Genomic DNA, 15663 nt, shown 5'->3' on the forward strand with positions numbered 1-15663 from the left:
ACGCCACTAAAACGCATTAGTTGTGAGAGTTAAGCGATGATTAAGGTTTTGACCAAGCTCCAAAGCTAGGTATGCCCGAAAATCTATATATCGTTTTAAATATGAGCCACCTATGCTGAGTTAACTCTAACCATGAATTCGGCAATCAAGCCTTTTGAGTATATTATGGGTATTTTAAATATTATTACTATTTGTTTTTCTTTAGGCTGCCTTATCTTAGGTAGTGTTTTCTTTGAACAGCGATTACCTTTGCTTGATGGCTTCTCAATAAATCAGTTCCTTTTATTTTTATCCATAACATATGCTGCTTCCATCTATAAAGGAAAGTTTATTAATGCTTTGATTGTTGGGATGGTAGTTCTTATTCCAATATATATACCTTTAGCTGCTAATATGTTGAGTTCATCGGAATATGGAATAGAAAAAGGAGTTAACTTATACATTACTACATTACTTTCCTTTTCTCTATTTTACATTAGTTACGAAAAGTATGGATTAGAAGAAGCGCTCAAAGTTATAGCAGAAGTTATTTTTATTATAATGATAACATGTATTCTTTATAAACTATTCTTTGGTTTGTTTAATCGCAATGTGAAATTTATTCTCTTTGGCCCTATTGTATTTGGCCGGATAATGGGAATGGGGTTGATAATTTCATTATTTGTATTTGAAGGAATGAAACGGAAAATATATTGTTTATTGTTTATGTTTTCTATAATTATTAGCTTTTCAAAAGGACCAATATTAGCTATTTTTGTCGTTGTGTTCTGTATAATGGTAAAAAACAAAAGATATCTTGAAGTCATCATAACTGCTATCCTCTTGTCGATGTTATTATTTTTTTTAGAAGATGCGTATAATTGGAGCCAAAATTCAGAATACTACTCTTTGGCTCGAATTTTGGGTGTTTTGTTTACTCTTGTTAGTGGTGGTGATGTAACTTCCGGGGTTAATTATGGTAGTGTTGGTAGCCGACTTGACATGTATACTTACTCATATGAAATAATAAAAAGTAACCCACTAGGAGTTGGTTTAGGTAATTGGGGTGATTATGTTTCAGTTGAAGGAATGAAATACCCTCATAATTTCTTTCTTGAAGTTTTTACCGAGATGGGGGTTGTTTTTGGTGTCCTTTTTTTGTCTGTCTTCATACTTCCTTTATTTTTTTCAGTTTCCTTGATAAAGGCAATTATGTGTTTTTTTATGATTAACCAACTTTTTAGTGGTGATATTCTAGATGCACGATATTTTTTGTTTTTTTCTATTTTGGGGTATGTTGATTCTTTTTTAAGAGTGTATAAAATGAAGGTGTGTCAGTGAGCGCTAAACAATTTTCAGAATTACTTGAATTTATAAAGAGCTTCTGTGTTTATGTTTTTTCAAGTGTTATTTATAAGTTGGGGCCATTATTTATTCCAATAATTTCGGTTAACTTGTTACCTAAGGATGACTACTCATATATGATGATATCTATCATGACTTTTAATATCATGATAATTTCATTTGGTTTTTCCTTTGGTGTTACAGCAAACACTTGTGCTTCAAAAATATCTAGTAATACTAATAAGTGCTTTCAAGATGCTTGGGGTTTTTTAAATATAAAGGGCAGGTTGTTTTTCCTGGCACTTTTTATTTCTACTTTAATTGGATTTATTAGCCACTTCACATTGTTGAAAAATAGTGAGACCTCAAGCCAGTATGTTTTCTTTATTATATTGTCTGGCACGTCTGGGGCAATATCTCAATATTATTTAAACGCTCTTTTAGGTTTTGGGCATGTTCGACTAGTTTCTAAATTGACTTCATTAGCAGGCGGTTTTTTACTTGTTGTAATTGTCTCCTTACTTTTCATTGATTCAAGTTTGGAAGTTAAAGGTTGGTTCTTTGTAGCGCTACTTTCGATTGTAAACTTAATGGTTTTATTTCTATCTTACTTTTTTTTCTCAAAAGAAATTGCTAGAGATAGATATAGTCTATCGAGAAGTGATAATAAAAATGGAAAGTTTTATGTTACGAAAACATTTGCTCCTACATTAATTAATAATGGACTAGTCGCTTTTACATCTTGGTTAGTTTTAATGATTATTGGTGATTATATAGGTATCTATGAAGCAGGAGTTTTCTCGACACTTATGTTTTTAGTAAATATAGTTCTTTTTGTTCCAAGATTATCGTCAAATTTAATTTTACCAAGGCTTGTTTGTTTAGGTGAGAAAGGAACACATAAGAAGCTTAGACAGTTACTCTTAGGAATAACTCTAAATACTATTATAGTAAGCCTTCTATATTTGCTTTTTTATCTAAGTTACGATTACATTGATATATATTATTCGGAAACTATTGGTAACGTTTCGACTTATTTCGATGTGCTTATTTTTGGGGTTTTTGCTGTTGTTGTTAATAATATGATTTCCATATTTTTTGTTAGTGAAAACAAAGCCGGCATTACATTGTTTTTTAATTTTCTTTGGTCTGTTTGTTATATTTATTCTATTGTTTTATCTATTGATAATGATTTTATATCTGTAATAAAAAGCTATACTTATGCTAATTGTTTTTTACTTTTATTAAACTCTTTTTTCATTTTTGTTTTTTATTCTGATATTGGAAGGTACTGTGTTGAAAAATGTTCACATCGTAAATATGGCTGAAAATTCTAGGACAAATAGAGCGAAGAGGCATGTCAAAATATTCGAAAGATTAATTCTTTTAGGGAATTCTGGATATTATTTTACTACTAATTTTGACCACGCATCAAAAGGTAAGATTTCAAAACCGGCTAAAGATTATGAAGTTGACATTTGGATACCTGGTTATAAAAGCCATACAGGTCTTATGAGAATGGTTACTAATATAGTGTTCTCTATAATACTTTTTTGGAAATTGTTAATGAAAACCAAAAAGGATGATATTGTTGTTGTCTCTTCAATACCAACGGAAATAGCCTTTTCTGTATCATTATTAAAACTAATTAAAAAAAATTTAACTTTGGTTATTGATGTCAGAGATGTTTGGCCTGACTCATTTCCCGGAGTTGGATTAAAGAAAAGTATATTTAGTATGTATTGTGATGTTATCAATTGCTTTTCATATAAACGAGCGGATGAAGTGATTTATGTAAACGAAGATTTTTCAAAATTTTTAAAGAGAAATAATTGTTTCTACGATAAGTCTACGTATATCCCTTTGGGGGCAGATCTAACTAGATGGCAAGAACGAAGTGGAAATATAGAAGCATCTGACTTACGTTTCACCAAATATGTTTATGTGGGAAATTTTAACAAGCAGTTTGATTTATCAGTCTTAGGTGATGCTTTCCTTTCAAGTAATGAAAAAGACATTTCTTTGATTGGTGATGGTGAGTTGATTGATAAATACAGGTTGAAAATTCCTAACGCAAACTTCATGGGTTTTCTCCCTCAAGATACGGTTGTAAATAGCCTTAGAAAATGTGAAGTAGGTTTGTTACCTATTTCTGGAGGCGCAACTCTCCCCAATAAGTTGTATGACTACATATTGAGTGGGCTGGATATTGTTACTAACTCAAAACATGTTGCAAGGTATTTGTCTTTGACTGAGCCAGTATATGATGAAGACTTATCTCTCTATTATATTGATAATGACAATTGCAACCGGAATTTCATAATTGATTATGAAGATGTTTCATCTCAATTTATTAAAATATTGAATAAATATTGATTTTTTGGAAGTGTATAATGAAAATAGCTTTAATTACAGGTATTACTGGCCAAGATGGCTCTTATTTAGCAGAACTTCTGATAGAGAAAGGATATGAGGTTCACGGTTTGATACGTCGTGCTTCTTCATATAACACAGAGCGTGTTGATGAACTTTGTAACTCAAACTCAAATGTTCACCTTCATTATGGTGATTTGACTGATTCATCTAACCTTATTCGCCTAGTTAAAGAAATTCAACCGGATGAAGTTTATAATCTCGGAGCAATGTCTCATGTTGCAGTTTCATTCGAGTCTCCCGAATATGCTGCGGATGTTGATGCGATGGGAACCATCCGCTTATTAGAAGCTATTCGTATTAATGGTTTAGAAAACAAAACTCGCTTTTATCAAGCATCAACATCTGAGTTATATGGTGAAGTACAAGAAATCCCTCAACGAGAAACTACGCCATTCCATCCTCGTTCTCCTTATGCAGTCGCTAAAATGTACGCTTATTGGATTACGGTAAACTATCGCGAGTCTTATGGGATGTATGCATGTAACGGAATTCTGTTTAATCATGAATCTCCTCGCCGAGGTGAAACGTTTGTTACTCGTAAGATTACCCGTGCAATAGCAAATATCTCTCAAGGATTAGAGAGCGTACTAGAGCTTGGCAATATGGATGCGCTGAGAGATTGGGGGCACGCAAAAGACTATGTTCGAATGCAATGGATGATGCTGCAACAAGACATTGCTGATGACTTTGTAATCGCCACTGGCAAGCAAATTTCTGTTCGTGAGTTCGTTCGTATGTCAGCTAAAGAGGCAGGGATCGATATTGAGTTTTCTGGCGAAGGGGTAAATGAAATTGCGACAGTTATACAAGTGGATTCTGACAAAGCACCTGGTGTAACTGTTGGTGATGTTATCGTTCGTGTTAACCCTAGATTCTACCGCCCTGCTGAAGTTGAAACCCTATTAGGTGATCCGACCAAAGCAAAAGAGAAACTAGGATGGGTTCCTGAAATTACCGTTGAATCAATGTGTGCCGAAATGGTTCAAGCCGATATCAGTAAAGCAAAACAGCATGTGCTGTTAAAAGAGCATGGGTTTGATGTTTCACTTTCTCTTGAAAACTAGGGTGTAAGCGTGATTACTAATGTATTCGTTGCTGGCCACAATGGTATGGTCGGTAGTGCAATTGTCAGATTGCTAGAAAAGTCTAATAGCTATAACGTTATTACCCGAAACCGCTCTGAACTTGACTTGCTTGACCAGTCAGAAGTAATTCGCTTTTTTCAGGAACAAGATATTGATCAAGTTTACCTTGCTGCAGCTAAAGTAGGTGGGATTGTTGGTAATAATACGTACCCAGCTGACTTTATTTATGAAAATCTGACCATACAGAATAATGTTATTCATAGCGCTCATCTTGCGGGTGTTCAAGATCTGCTATTTTTGGGGTCGTCATGCATTTATCCCAAGTTTGCGGAACAGCCAATGAGTGAAAATGCACTGTTGACTGGTACGCTAGAGCCAACTAATGAACCTTATGCGATCGCAAAAATCGCTGGTATCAAGATGTGCGAAAGTTACAACCGCCAGTATGGTCGAAACTATCGCAGTGTGATGCCTACGAATTTATATGGTGAGAACGATAATTTTCACCCGGAGAACTCTCACGTTATCCCAGCATTATTACGACGTTTCCACGAAGCCAAAATCAATGGAGATAAAGAAGTTGTTGCATGGGGTAGCGGGAAGCCAATGCGGGAGTTCTTACATGTCGATGATATGGCTGCTGCTTCCATATTTGTGATGAACCTGAATGAAACGGTATATAAGGCTAATACTGAATCGATGCTTAGTCATATTAATGTAGGTACCGGCATTGATTGTACTATTAGAGAATTGGTTGAAACGGTTGCAGAAGTGGTCGACTACCAAGGTTCGATCATATTCGATACAAGTAAACCTGATGGCGCTCCTCGCAAATTGATGAATGTCTCTCGTTTAAGAGAGTTGGGGTGGACTTACTCGATAGAGCTGAAAGATGGATTAAGAAGCACATATCAATGGTTTCTTGCTAACCAAGATAACTTTCGAAAATAACGATGCTAGATATCAACATATTTAAAACGGTGGTTGCATCAACTCCGCTTATTTCTATAGATTTAGTTGTTAAGAGTAGCGAAGGGAAAGTTCTACTTGGAAGTAGAAAAAACCGTCCAGCAAAAGGGTTTTGGTTCGTACCTGGTGGCCGTATTCTCAAAGACGAAAAGCTTGACGTTGCATTTCAACGCCTAACTCGTTCTGAGCTAGGCGAGGCTTTTGCATTATCCAAGGCAGACTTTATTGGTGTATATGAGCATTTGTATGAGGATAACTTTAGTGGGGAGCCTTTTTCTACACATTACATTGTTCTCGGTTACGAATTGATTTGGAAAGGAGAGTTGTCTGACCTACCGCTCGAACAGCACAGTCGGTATCAGTGGTGGGATGTAAATGAGCTTTTGACTTCTAAAGATGTTCATTGCAATACGAAGGCATATTTTTCCAATAATTCTTAAGCCTAAGTGCTCTTAAGGTGCGAGGGGCGAGCTTATATTTGAATTCCTCTCGTTCCTAAACTTCTTATTTTATAACTTTTTCGCGTCAGAAAAGTGCCTAATATTGGCACATGGCTAATACCCCAAAAGGTAAAAAATGATACTTCCCGTAATTATGGCTGGTGGCACAGGTAGTCGTTTGTGGCCACTTTCACGCAGTTTGTTCCCAAAACAATTTATTAGCTTGGCCAGTGATTTAACAATGCTTCAAGAGACGATGATGCGTCTCAAAAGCATTGAACACTCAGAGCCAATCGTAATTTGCAATGAGGAGCATCGCTTCCTTGTTGCTGAACAGATTCGTCAACAATCTCTAAAGTGTGATGGAATAATCTTGGAGCCCACTGGGCGGAATACCGCCCCAGCAATTGCTCTTGCTGCAATGAAAGCTATTCAAGATGGACATGACCCATTACTTTTGGTTTTGGCGGCAGATCATGTAATAAATGATCCTTGCGCATTCATAGATTCAGTAAAGCAAGCGGTTCCCCCTGCTAATGAAGGATATCTCTTAACCTTTGGTATTGTTCCGAATAAGCCTGAAACAGGCTATGGCTATATCAAGAAAGGTCAACCTTTTAGTGGTGTATATCAAGTAGAACAATTTGTTGAAAAGCCAGATATAGCTCGAGCTCAAGGGTATTTTGAGAGTGGTGAGTATTACTGGAATAGTGGAATGTTTTTGTTTAAAGCTTCTCGATATCTAGAGGAGCTTAAGACACATCGTCCTGATATTTTTGAAGCATGCGATAAAGCATTTTTAGGTGCTCGGAATGATCTTGACTTTATCCGGCTTGATGAAAATGCTTTTTTATCTTGTCCCGATGAGTCAATCGACTATGCAGTTATGGAAACAACGAATAGTGCACTTGTCGTTCCTCTGGATGCAGGATGGAGTGATGTCGGTTCATTTAGTGCGTTATGGGAAGTATCAGAAAAAGACGAGCAAGGTAATGTCACCACAGGTGATGTCTTAACGGAGCAAACATATGGCAGTTATATTTATTCGCAGAGTAAACTAGTTTCGACTGTTGGTGTTAGCAATTTAGTCGTTATAGAGACCAAAGATGCAGTTTTGGTTGCAGATAAAGATAAAGTGCAAGATGTTAAGAACATTGTTAATGCGCTCAAAAATCAGAAAAGAGGTGAGGCACTACAGCATCGTGAAGTATTTCGTCCGTGGGGTTCTCACGATGAAATTGCTCAAGGTAACCGGTACCACGTTAAACATTTGCGAGTAAAGCCAGGAGAAGAAACTGCATTACAACTGCATTATCACCGTGCAGAACATTGGATTGTAGTTGAAGGAACTGCCAAAGTTACAAATGGAGATAGAAGTTATTTATTGACTGAGAACGAATCAACTTATATCCCTTTAGGTGCGGCCCACCGTATTGAGAATCCTGGTAAGGTCGATTTACATTTAATTGAAGTTCGATCGGGTAGTTATCTTGAAGAAGATGATATTGTGCGTTTAGAAGAATATGGAGTGGGGTATTAAATGTCTGAAAATATAAATATTCTTGGTTATAACGTTTCAAGTAAAAGTATAGAGTCAATTGTATCTGAAGCGCTTACAGGTAGTAAATTATCTATAGTTAATACAATTAACCCTCACTCATATGTAGAAGCAAAAAAAGATAAAATTTTCAGAACAGCATTAAAACGCTCTGACGTAATTATTCCTGATGGAAGCGGTATAGTCTTAGCTGCCAAAAAACTGCATGGAGTTAATCTAAGAAAGGTTGCAGGAGCAGACTTGTTTTTTGAAACTATGACCTCGTTGAATTCAAAATCGGGAAAAGTATTCTTTTTAGGAAGTACTGATGAAGTACTAGAAAAAATAAAGAATCGAGCTGCAATTGATTTTCCTAATGTGGCTGTAGAGGTGCTTTCTCCGCCGTACAAGCCAGAGTTTTCTGACGAAGACAAACAGAGCTTTATTGACTCTATAAACCGTTCATCTTCAGATGTGATATTTGTTGGATTAACCGCACCGAAGCAAGAAAAATTAATTCATGACATATCAGCCAAGATACAAGGTCAAATGGTTTCAGGAATAGGTGCAGTGTTCGACTTTTATGCGGGCAGCGTAAATAGACCAAAGCAGATTTGGTTGGACATGCACCTTGAGTGGTTTGTTCGGCTTTTGGGGGAGCCCAAGCGTTTATGGAAGAGGACTTTTGTCTCTGCTCCCATTTTTTTGTTTGACCTCTACCGTGCGAAGTTGATGGGGAAAAATAGTGCTTAGCTCGAAACATGTTATAGAAATGTCTGGCGTTCAGTTTGGTACGAGTGGGGCAAGAGGACTCGTTGAAGATTTTACTCCGGAAGTGTGTGCTGCGTTTGCGGTGTCCTTTATCGAATGTTTAAAACCGAACTTTCAGTTTAAACGAGTAGCTATTGCTATAGATAATCGCCCAAGCAGTTCGACCATGGCTCGCGCAATTGCTGCTGCTTTGGAGAGCATGAATTTACAAGTTAGTTTTTATGGTGTGATACCAACTCCTGCTCTTGCTTATTCTGCGATGTCTAATACGATTCCTAGTATTATGGTTACAGGAAGTCATATTCCTTTTGATAGAAACGGGATTAAGTTTTATCGCCCAGATGGCGAGATTACAAAGGCAGATGAGCAATCCATCTTAACCAAAGAGTGTCATTTTGCTTTGCCAAAGACATTGCCTGAATTAGTTGTAGATCCAGAAGCATCAGAACAATATGTGGAAAGATACACAGGGTTGTTTCCAAATGATTTTCTTTCTGGGAAGAGAATCGGAGTATACGAGCATTCAAGTGCTGGGCGTGACTTATATCGACCTCTATTTGAAAGATTAGGTGCTATTGTTGTTTCCTTAGAGAGGAGTGATAACTTTGTACCTATTGATACAGAAGCCGTTGCCGAGTCAGATAAGTTGAAAGCGCAATGTTGGTCTAAAGAATATTCTCTAGACTTTATCTTCTCAACAGATGGAGATGGGGATAGGCCTCTAGTCGCTGATGAAAATGGTGATTGGCTTCGTGGTGATATTTTAGGTTTGCTTTGTGCTAGAGAAATGAACATTGAAGCACTAGCTATACCTGTAAGCTGTAACACAATTATTTCTTCTTATCGAGGCTTTAAAGAGATAGTCAAGACCAAGATTGGCTCTCCTTACGTTATTGCTGAATTCGCTTCACTGAATAAACGTTATTCCACGGTTGCAGGATTTGAAGCAAATGGAGGCTTTTTGCTAGGTTCTGATGTCTTTGTTAATGGAAGAAGAATTAAAGCATTACCAACAAGAGACGCTGTTTTGCCCGCTCTTATGTTACTTGCTGCCTCTAAGCGGTCATCGATTTCTCAGCTTGTTGGAGGCTTACCAAAGCGTTTTACTCATAGTGATCGTATACAAAGCTTCGCTGTTGAAAAAAGCCGCGCAATTCTAGAAAAAGGAGTGCAAAACCCAGAGGAGCTCATATCAAACCTCGGTTTTAATTCATTTATTGAACATATAGATCAGACTGATGGTTTAAGGCTGACGTTAAGTGGGGCAGACATTTGTCATCTTCGCCCATCAGGTAATGCTCCAGAACTTAGATGTTATGCTGAAGCTGATTCAATCCAAAAAGCGAAAATGATAGTCGACCAAGTTTTAGAAAGAGTACAGTATCTCGCGTAGAGATTTTTGGCAAAAATAAAGCTTGACGTTAAGTCAAGCTTTTTAGGTTTTAATTATGGCAAAATTCTTATTTAAACTAGACAACGTGATTCATAATTATGCTTGGGGTAGTAAAACATCATTTTATAATTTATTTGGAATCAGCAATATAAACAAAGAGCCACAAGCAGAAATGTGGATGGGAGTACATCCTAACGGGTGCTCAAAAGCTTGGGTGGATAATAAAACTGTGTTGTTATCTGATCTGATCAATACAAATAAAGTGGGTTATTTATCTAAATATACAGTTGAGCATTTTGGTGATTTACCTTACCTATTTAAAGTGTTGGCAGCAGATACTGCACTTTCAGTTCAAGTTCATCCCAGCAAAGAGGAGGCTGTAAGAGGCTTTTTGAAAGAGAACGAACTCGGTATTGATTTAGAAGACCCTAATCGGAACTTTAAGGATACTAATCATAAGCCGGAGCTAGTTTATGCGTTGACACCTTATAAAGCGATGAATGGCTTCAGAGATTTAAAAGAAATAGTAGCTTTATTCTTAGAATTATCGAACGGTATGAGGGAGTCAAAGCTTTTAGAGTTAATTTTGTTTTTTAAAAACAATAGAAACACTGAGGGTCTTAAGTATTTTTTTATTGAATTACTCTCTCTATCCGGTGAGGATAAAAACAAAGCCCTAGATGTTTTATTAACATTTTCGACACAAAGAAAGCAAGAAAATGAAGATGATTTATTTTCTTTGATTTTGGAACTTGCTGAATCCTACCCTAATGATGTTGGTCTTTTTGCTCCTTTTTTTTTAAATGTAATAACACTAAAGCCTGGAGAGGCAATGTTTTTGGAAGCCAGAACTCCTCATGCATATATAAAAGGTACAGGATTGGAGGTTATGGCTAGCTCTGATAATGTACTTCGCGCTGGATTGACTTCAAAAAATGTGAATGTGAAAGAGCTCTCTAAGTGCACACTATTTGAGCCTAAATCTCAAGAAGAGCTAATTTTTAAGCCTAGGAAAGTTGAGAAAAAAAATATTTATAATGTGCCTACTCCAGACTTTTGCTTTGAATGTATTGAGTCAGCTGAGAATGATATATTTGAGGTTAAGAGTGCTGAAATTATTTTTGCTATTGATGCGGAGGTTCACATCATGCATTCCTCTGGAGAGTTACTACGACTAAAAAAAGGGGAGTCGGCGTTTATACCGGCATATTCTAAAAATTACAAAATGACATCTACTGGCCGTATAGCTCGAGTCTATAATTGATGTTTGATAAATTGATGGCGACCAATCAAAAAGGTGTTTTTGACTGACGACCTTCTTCCAACTATTACGATCAAGCTTAATAAAAATGGACAAAAAAATAAAAATACTAGGGACGGTAGCATGTTCGCTGCCTCTTTCTGCAATTGCCTTTGCTGATCTATCTAATCTGCAAGATTTACCTTCAAATCAAAGTTTTACTGGTGTTATTTACACACCTAATGCACAGACATTGGAGTATGGGCTATTTAGGTTTACCTTTGCACAAGGACTGCCCGCCGAAGGTGTAGTTCAAGCTTCTGACTCTCTTAATTTTTCTTTGGGATTACTTGAGGGATTGGAGGCTCATGGACGAATCATCACAACAAACTATAGTGCTAATTGCTTTGTAGATGGTTGTGGAATACGCGATCTTTCGATGTCTTTTAAATATCAAATTCCCAACTACTGGTCTACTGATAACTTTAATATTGCAGTTGGTGTGGAAGATTTCGGCGGTGAGTTGAGTTACTTTGACGCATACTATGGAGTGGCTGATTATACTTTAGAGGATATCCCTTTACGTTTATCTATAGGCTATGGTAAATCCGATAATGTATTAGGGGCATTAGACGGGGCATTCGGTAGTATTGAATACCAGCCCTTTGATTTTGTTCAATTTACGGGTGAGTACGATTCTGCCGAGTTTAACTCGTCGGTTAAATTCTTTACGCCGGAGTCTCTTCTTCCATACGATATGACCGCCTCGTTGAGCTATCAAGTCTATTCTGATCATGATACGGATGATCAGGCCATTTGGAATGCCGCTTTATCTGTTCCACTTATTACTAATTACACCCGCTCTCGAGATTATGCGCGTGGCAATGGGTCGCTGATGGAAAGGCTAGCTCTAGAGCAAGGTAAAGCCAATAACGCATCAATATCTGCTTTGATAAATACGTTGCGTAATGAAGGCTTTGTTAATATTCAAATTGGTACATTAAATAAGTCGGTTGTAGTCTCGCTTGAAAACCGTCGATACAACCATAATCAAGCAGATGGATTAGGTGTAGCTCTGGGGATTGTATCGAGTCATTTTGGTCAAAATGCAGCGCAAGATATTGGCGCTGCATCGGATCAATTTGAACTTGTGATGCTTGCCAACCAAAAACCAGTGGTCAGCGTTTTGTCTAACTCAAACTGTTATCAAAGTTTTGTCAATGGTAGCGCATCTTGTGATGACATTCAGTTTATCACGCGCGACTTGTCGGAAAGATTAGACATGGTTGATTGGAAAACGGAACGAGTCAATTCCGGCACTTTAGATTCGCAGATCGTATTTTCCCCTATGGTAAGGCATGGCGTAGCAACCGAGTACGGTGTGTATGATTACTCTTTTGCCATGTCCAGCAACTTATACACCTACCTATGGTCTGGCGCGGCAATAGATGTTCGTCATATTTTACCTTTAGCAGAAAGTGACGATTTTGAAGAGGGTGGGTATTTCGAAGATAGCGCATACGAGAACGAGATTGATCGTGCAATGGTACATCAGTTCTTCCGTTTACCATATGTCGATATAGCTAACCAAGTTTCCCTAGGCTTGGTTAAATCGGATTATATCGGTGCGCGCAGCGAATCAGCTTGGTTCTCTCAATCGGGCAACCATGAGTTGGGACTAGAGGTGAGCTATTTCCAACATCAAGACGAAAAAGACAAAAATGGCTATGCGAACCCAGACCGCCAAACCTTTTTAACTCGTTATACATACTCTATGCCTGAGTGGGATTGGCAGTTTAACGCAACTGCTGGAGAGTTTTGGAAGGGGGATGTCGGCGCAAAATTCACGACATCACATTGGTTTGAGGACATAGAAGTATCGGCAAGTTATCAGGTGACAAGGTTTAACGATACAGACGAAGAGCAGTTTGTGGCTGTTTCAGTCAAGCTACCATTAACGCCATGGCGTGATATGTCGCCGGGAGTGATGCAGGTTCGTGGTAACGAGGCTTATGATTTCAACGTTACGACACGGGTTGGCAACGATACGAACTATTTGGCGGCAGGCCAGGGTGATGAACTCGTAATGGATAATAGTATGCTTCGTCGCTACTTTAACCGAGGCCGTTATGGTCAAGAGTACTTTGAGCAGAACAAGCTGCGCATCCGCAACGCTTATTTGCGTTACTTGGGTACTCAATTGAATTAAGTTGTGTTGCTAGTTAGGCTTTTAGTCAATCACCGCACTCTACCGAGAGTGTCGGTGTTTTGATATTCTAGCGTCAGTTAAATAATAGGAAATAAAAATGAAAATTGCTGTAGCAGGCACGGGCTACGTCGGTTTGTCCAATGCCATGTTATTGTCGCAAAACCATGAGGTTGTGGCGGTTGACATTATCCAGGAAAAAGTGGACTTGTTGAATGATAATAAGTCTCCAATTGTTGATGCGGAAATAGAACATTTTCTTGCAAACAAAGAGCTCAACTTTGTCGCGACGCTAGATAAAGAGCTGGCTTACAAAGATGCAGAGTTTGTTGTTATTGCAACACCAACGGATTATGACCCTCAAACGAACTACTTTAACACCTCTTCAGTTGAAGCGGTGATTAAAGATGTGATGGCAATTAATCCAGATGCGGTTATGGTGATTAAGTCGACTGTACCTGTGGGTTACACTGCGCGTATTAAAGAAGAACTCGGTTGTCAGAATGTTATGTTCTCTCCAGAGTTTCTTCGTGAAGGTAAAGCACTTTACGATAACCTCCACCCGTCTCGCATCATCGTTGGTGAGCGCAGCGAACGTGCAGAGAAGTTCGCTAACCTTTTAGTTGAAGGCGCAGTAAAAGAAGACATCTCGGTTCTGTTTACTGACTCTACAGAAGCAGAAGCGGTTAAGTTGTTCTCAAACACGTACCTTGCGATGCGCGTGGCTTACTTCAATGAACTGGATTCTTATGCTGAAGCACATAACCTTGATGCGCGCCAGATTATTGAAGGTGTAGGCTTAGATCCTCGTATTGGCAATCACTACAACAACCCGTCATTCGGTTACGGCGGGTACTGCTTACCGAAAGATACAAAGCAACTGTTAGCAAACTATCAGGATGTTCCAAATAACATTATCGGAGCGATTGTTGATGCAAACCGCACTCGTAAAGATTTTGTCGCAGAGTCTATTCTCAAGCGAGAACCAAAAGTTGTGGGTATTTACCGCTTAATTATGAAGGCTGGCTCAGACAATTTCCGCGCTTCGTCTATTCAAGGCATTATGAAGCGTATTAAGGCAAAAGGTATCGAAGTCGTGGTGTATGAGCCAGTACTTAAGGAAGATGAGTTCTTCCACTCTGCCGTTATCCGCGATATTGAAGAGTTCAAACAAATGTCTAATGTTATTGTTTCTAACCGCATGGTTGAGGAACTTGCTGATGTTGCTGATAAAGTCTACACCCGTGATCTGTTTGGTAGCGATTAATTCGTATTTATATTCAAAGTAATATAACAGGCTCCCTCAGAGGAGCCTTTTTTTAGTTGGTAATGGTTATGATTAAAAAATGTTTATTCCCTGCGGCGGGTTACGGTACACGTTTCCTTCCTGCAACTAAGTCGATGCCGAAAGAAATGATGCCAGTGGTGAACAAGCCATTGATTGAATACGGTGTTGAAGAAGCCATTGAAGCGGGCATGGATGGAATGTGTATTGTTACAGGTCGTGGCAAACACTCCCTGATGGATCACTTTGATAAAAACTACGAGCTAGAGCATCAAATTAGCGGTACAAGTAAAGAAGCGCTGCTTGATGATATTCGTTCTTTGATTGATTCTGCGAGTTACACTTACATCCGTCAGCGTGAAATGAAAGGCTTAGGTCACGCTATTCTTACGGGACGTGAACTGGTCGGTGATGAACCGTTTGCTGTAGTGCTCGCGGATGACCTTTGTGTGAATGAAGACAAAGGCGTTCTAGCGCAAATGGTTGAGCTGTACAAACAGTTCCGCTGTTCAATCGTTGCGGTGCAAGAAGTGCCGGAATCAGAAACGCATAAATACGGTGTGATTGCTGGCGAGATGATCAAAGATGATATCTTCCGCATTGATAACATGGTTGAAAAGCCAGAGCCAGGCACTGCACCTAGCAATCTAGCGATTATTGGTCGCTACATTCTGACACCTGATATCTTTGAACTGATTGAAAATACAGAGCCGGGCAAAGGTGGCGAGATTCAAATCACCGATGCGCTGATGCAACAAGCTCAATCTGGTTGTGTTTTGGCATACAAATTTAAAGGTCAGCGCTTTGATTGCGGTAGTGTAGAAGGCTATATTGAAGCAACAAATTACTGCTACGAGAACCTTTATAAGAAGGATTCCAGTGCGGAGCTCGCGAAAAAACCAACCGTGAAAATTGCCGAGCCAGCATAATTCAGAACTTCCTATCGGTGTACTCCGAGTGGATAACACGCAAACAAAA

The 15663-nt window shown here is 38.4% G+C and carries 13 protein-coding genes; all 13 read left to right on the top strand.

Going from position 1 to position 15663, the window contains the following annotated elements:
- Positions 1-165: 165 nt before the first annotated feature.
- The 13 genes from R7Q41_RS09715 to galU all read left to right on the top strand — a co-directional run bounded on the left by R7Q41_RS09715 (position 166) and on the right by galU (position 15614).
- A complete protein-coding gene (locus tag R7Q41_RS09715) occupies positions 166-1320 on the top strand; it encodes an O-antigen ligase family protein (protein WP_258645155.1) in 1155 nt (384 codons plus the stop codon).
- Positions 1317-2651: a hypothetical protein gene (locus tag R7Q41_RS09720; protein ID WP_258645153.1), complete on the top strand. Its 1335-nt coding sequence runs from the start codon at positions 1317-1319 to the stop codon at positions 2649-2651. Before R7Q41_RS09715 ends, R7Q41_RS09720 begins: the two co-directional genes overlap by 4 nt.
- Positions 2617-3699 (top strand): hypothetical protein, encoded by a 1083-nt coding sequence (locus tag R7Q41_RS09725; protein WP_187568390.1) that lies wholly within the window; start codon positions 2617-2619, stop codon positions 3697-3699. The genes R7Q41_RS09720 and R7Q41_RS09725 overlap by 35 nt, the downstream gene beginning before the upstream one ends.
- A gap of 17 nt (positions 3700-3716) precedes the next feature.
- Entirely contained in the window at positions 3717-4823 is a 1107-nt protein-coding gene (gmd, locus tag R7Q41_RS09730) for a GDP-mannose 4,6-dehydratase (protein ID WP_258645148.1), read from the top strand.
- A 12-nt stretch (positions 4824-4835) separates the two neighbouring features.
- A complete protein-coding gene (gene fcl, locus R7Q41_RS09735) occupies positions 4836-5795 on the top strand; it encodes a GDP-L-fucose synthase (protein ID WP_140101898.1) in 960 nt (319 codons plus the stop codon).
- 2 nt (positions 5796-5797) lie between these two features.
- A complete protein-coding gene (locus R7Q41_RS09740; RefSeq protein ID WP_140098292.1) occupies positions 5798-6253 on the top strand; it encodes a GDP-mannose mannosyl hydrolase in 456 nt (151 codons plus the stop codon).
- Positions 6254-6389: 136 nt separating this feature from the next.
- The gene (locus R7Q41_RS09745; RefSeq protein ID WP_222133151.1) at positions 6390-7793 is read left to right on the top strand and encodes a mannose-1-phosphate guanylyltransferase/mannose-6-phosphate isomerase; all 1404 of its coding nucleotides are present in this window, start codon (positions 6390-6392) and stop codon (positions 7791-7793) included.
- Entirely contained in the window at positions 7794-8543 is a 750-nt protein-coding gene (locus R7Q41_RS09750) for a WecB/TagA/CpsF family glycosyltransferase (RefSeq protein ID WP_258645145.1), read from the top strand.
- Positions 8536-9954, top strand: a complete 1419-nt coding sequence (locus R7Q41_RS09755) for a phosphomannomutase (protein WP_074191973.1) — start codon at positions 8536-8538, stop codon at positions 9952-9954. Before R7Q41_RS09750 ends, R7Q41_RS09755 begins: the two co-directional genes overlap by 8 nt.
- Before the next feature lie 55 nt (positions 9955-10009).
- Entirely contained in the window at positions 10010-11218 is a 1209-nt protein-coding gene (manA, locus tag R7Q41_RS09760) for a mannose-6-phosphate isomerase, class I (protein ID WP_074191974.1), read from the top strand.
- 85 nt (positions 11219-11303) lie between these two features.
- Positions 11304-13403: a YjbH domain-containing protein gene (locus tag R7Q41_RS09765; protein ID WP_258645138.1), complete on the top strand. Its 2100-nt coding sequence runs from the start codon at positions 11304-11306 to the stop codon at positions 13401-13403.
- 97 nt (positions 13404-13500) lie between these two features.
- Positions 13501-14667 carry a nucleotide sugar dehydrogenase gene (locus R7Q41_RS09770; RefSeq protein WP_258645136.1) on the top strand — a complete coding sequence of 389 codons (1167 nt, stop codon included), beginning with the start codon at positions 13501-13503 and terminating at the stop codon, positions 14665-14667.
- A 68-nt stretch (positions 14668-14735) separates the two neighbouring features.
- Positions 14736-15614, top strand: coding sequence for a UTP--glucose-1-phosphate uridylyltransferase GalU (gene galU / locus R7Q41_RS09775; RefSeq protein ID WP_005397961.1), 879 nt, complete (start codon positions 14736-14738; stop codon positions 15612-15614).
- Positions 15615-15663 lie beyond the last annotated feature (49 nt).

Source organism: Vibrio sp. 2096 (genome assembly GCF_033339595.1).
Lineage (GTDB): Bacteria > Pseudomonadota > Gammaproteobacteria > Enterobacterales > Vibrionaceae > Vibrio > Vibrio alginolyticus.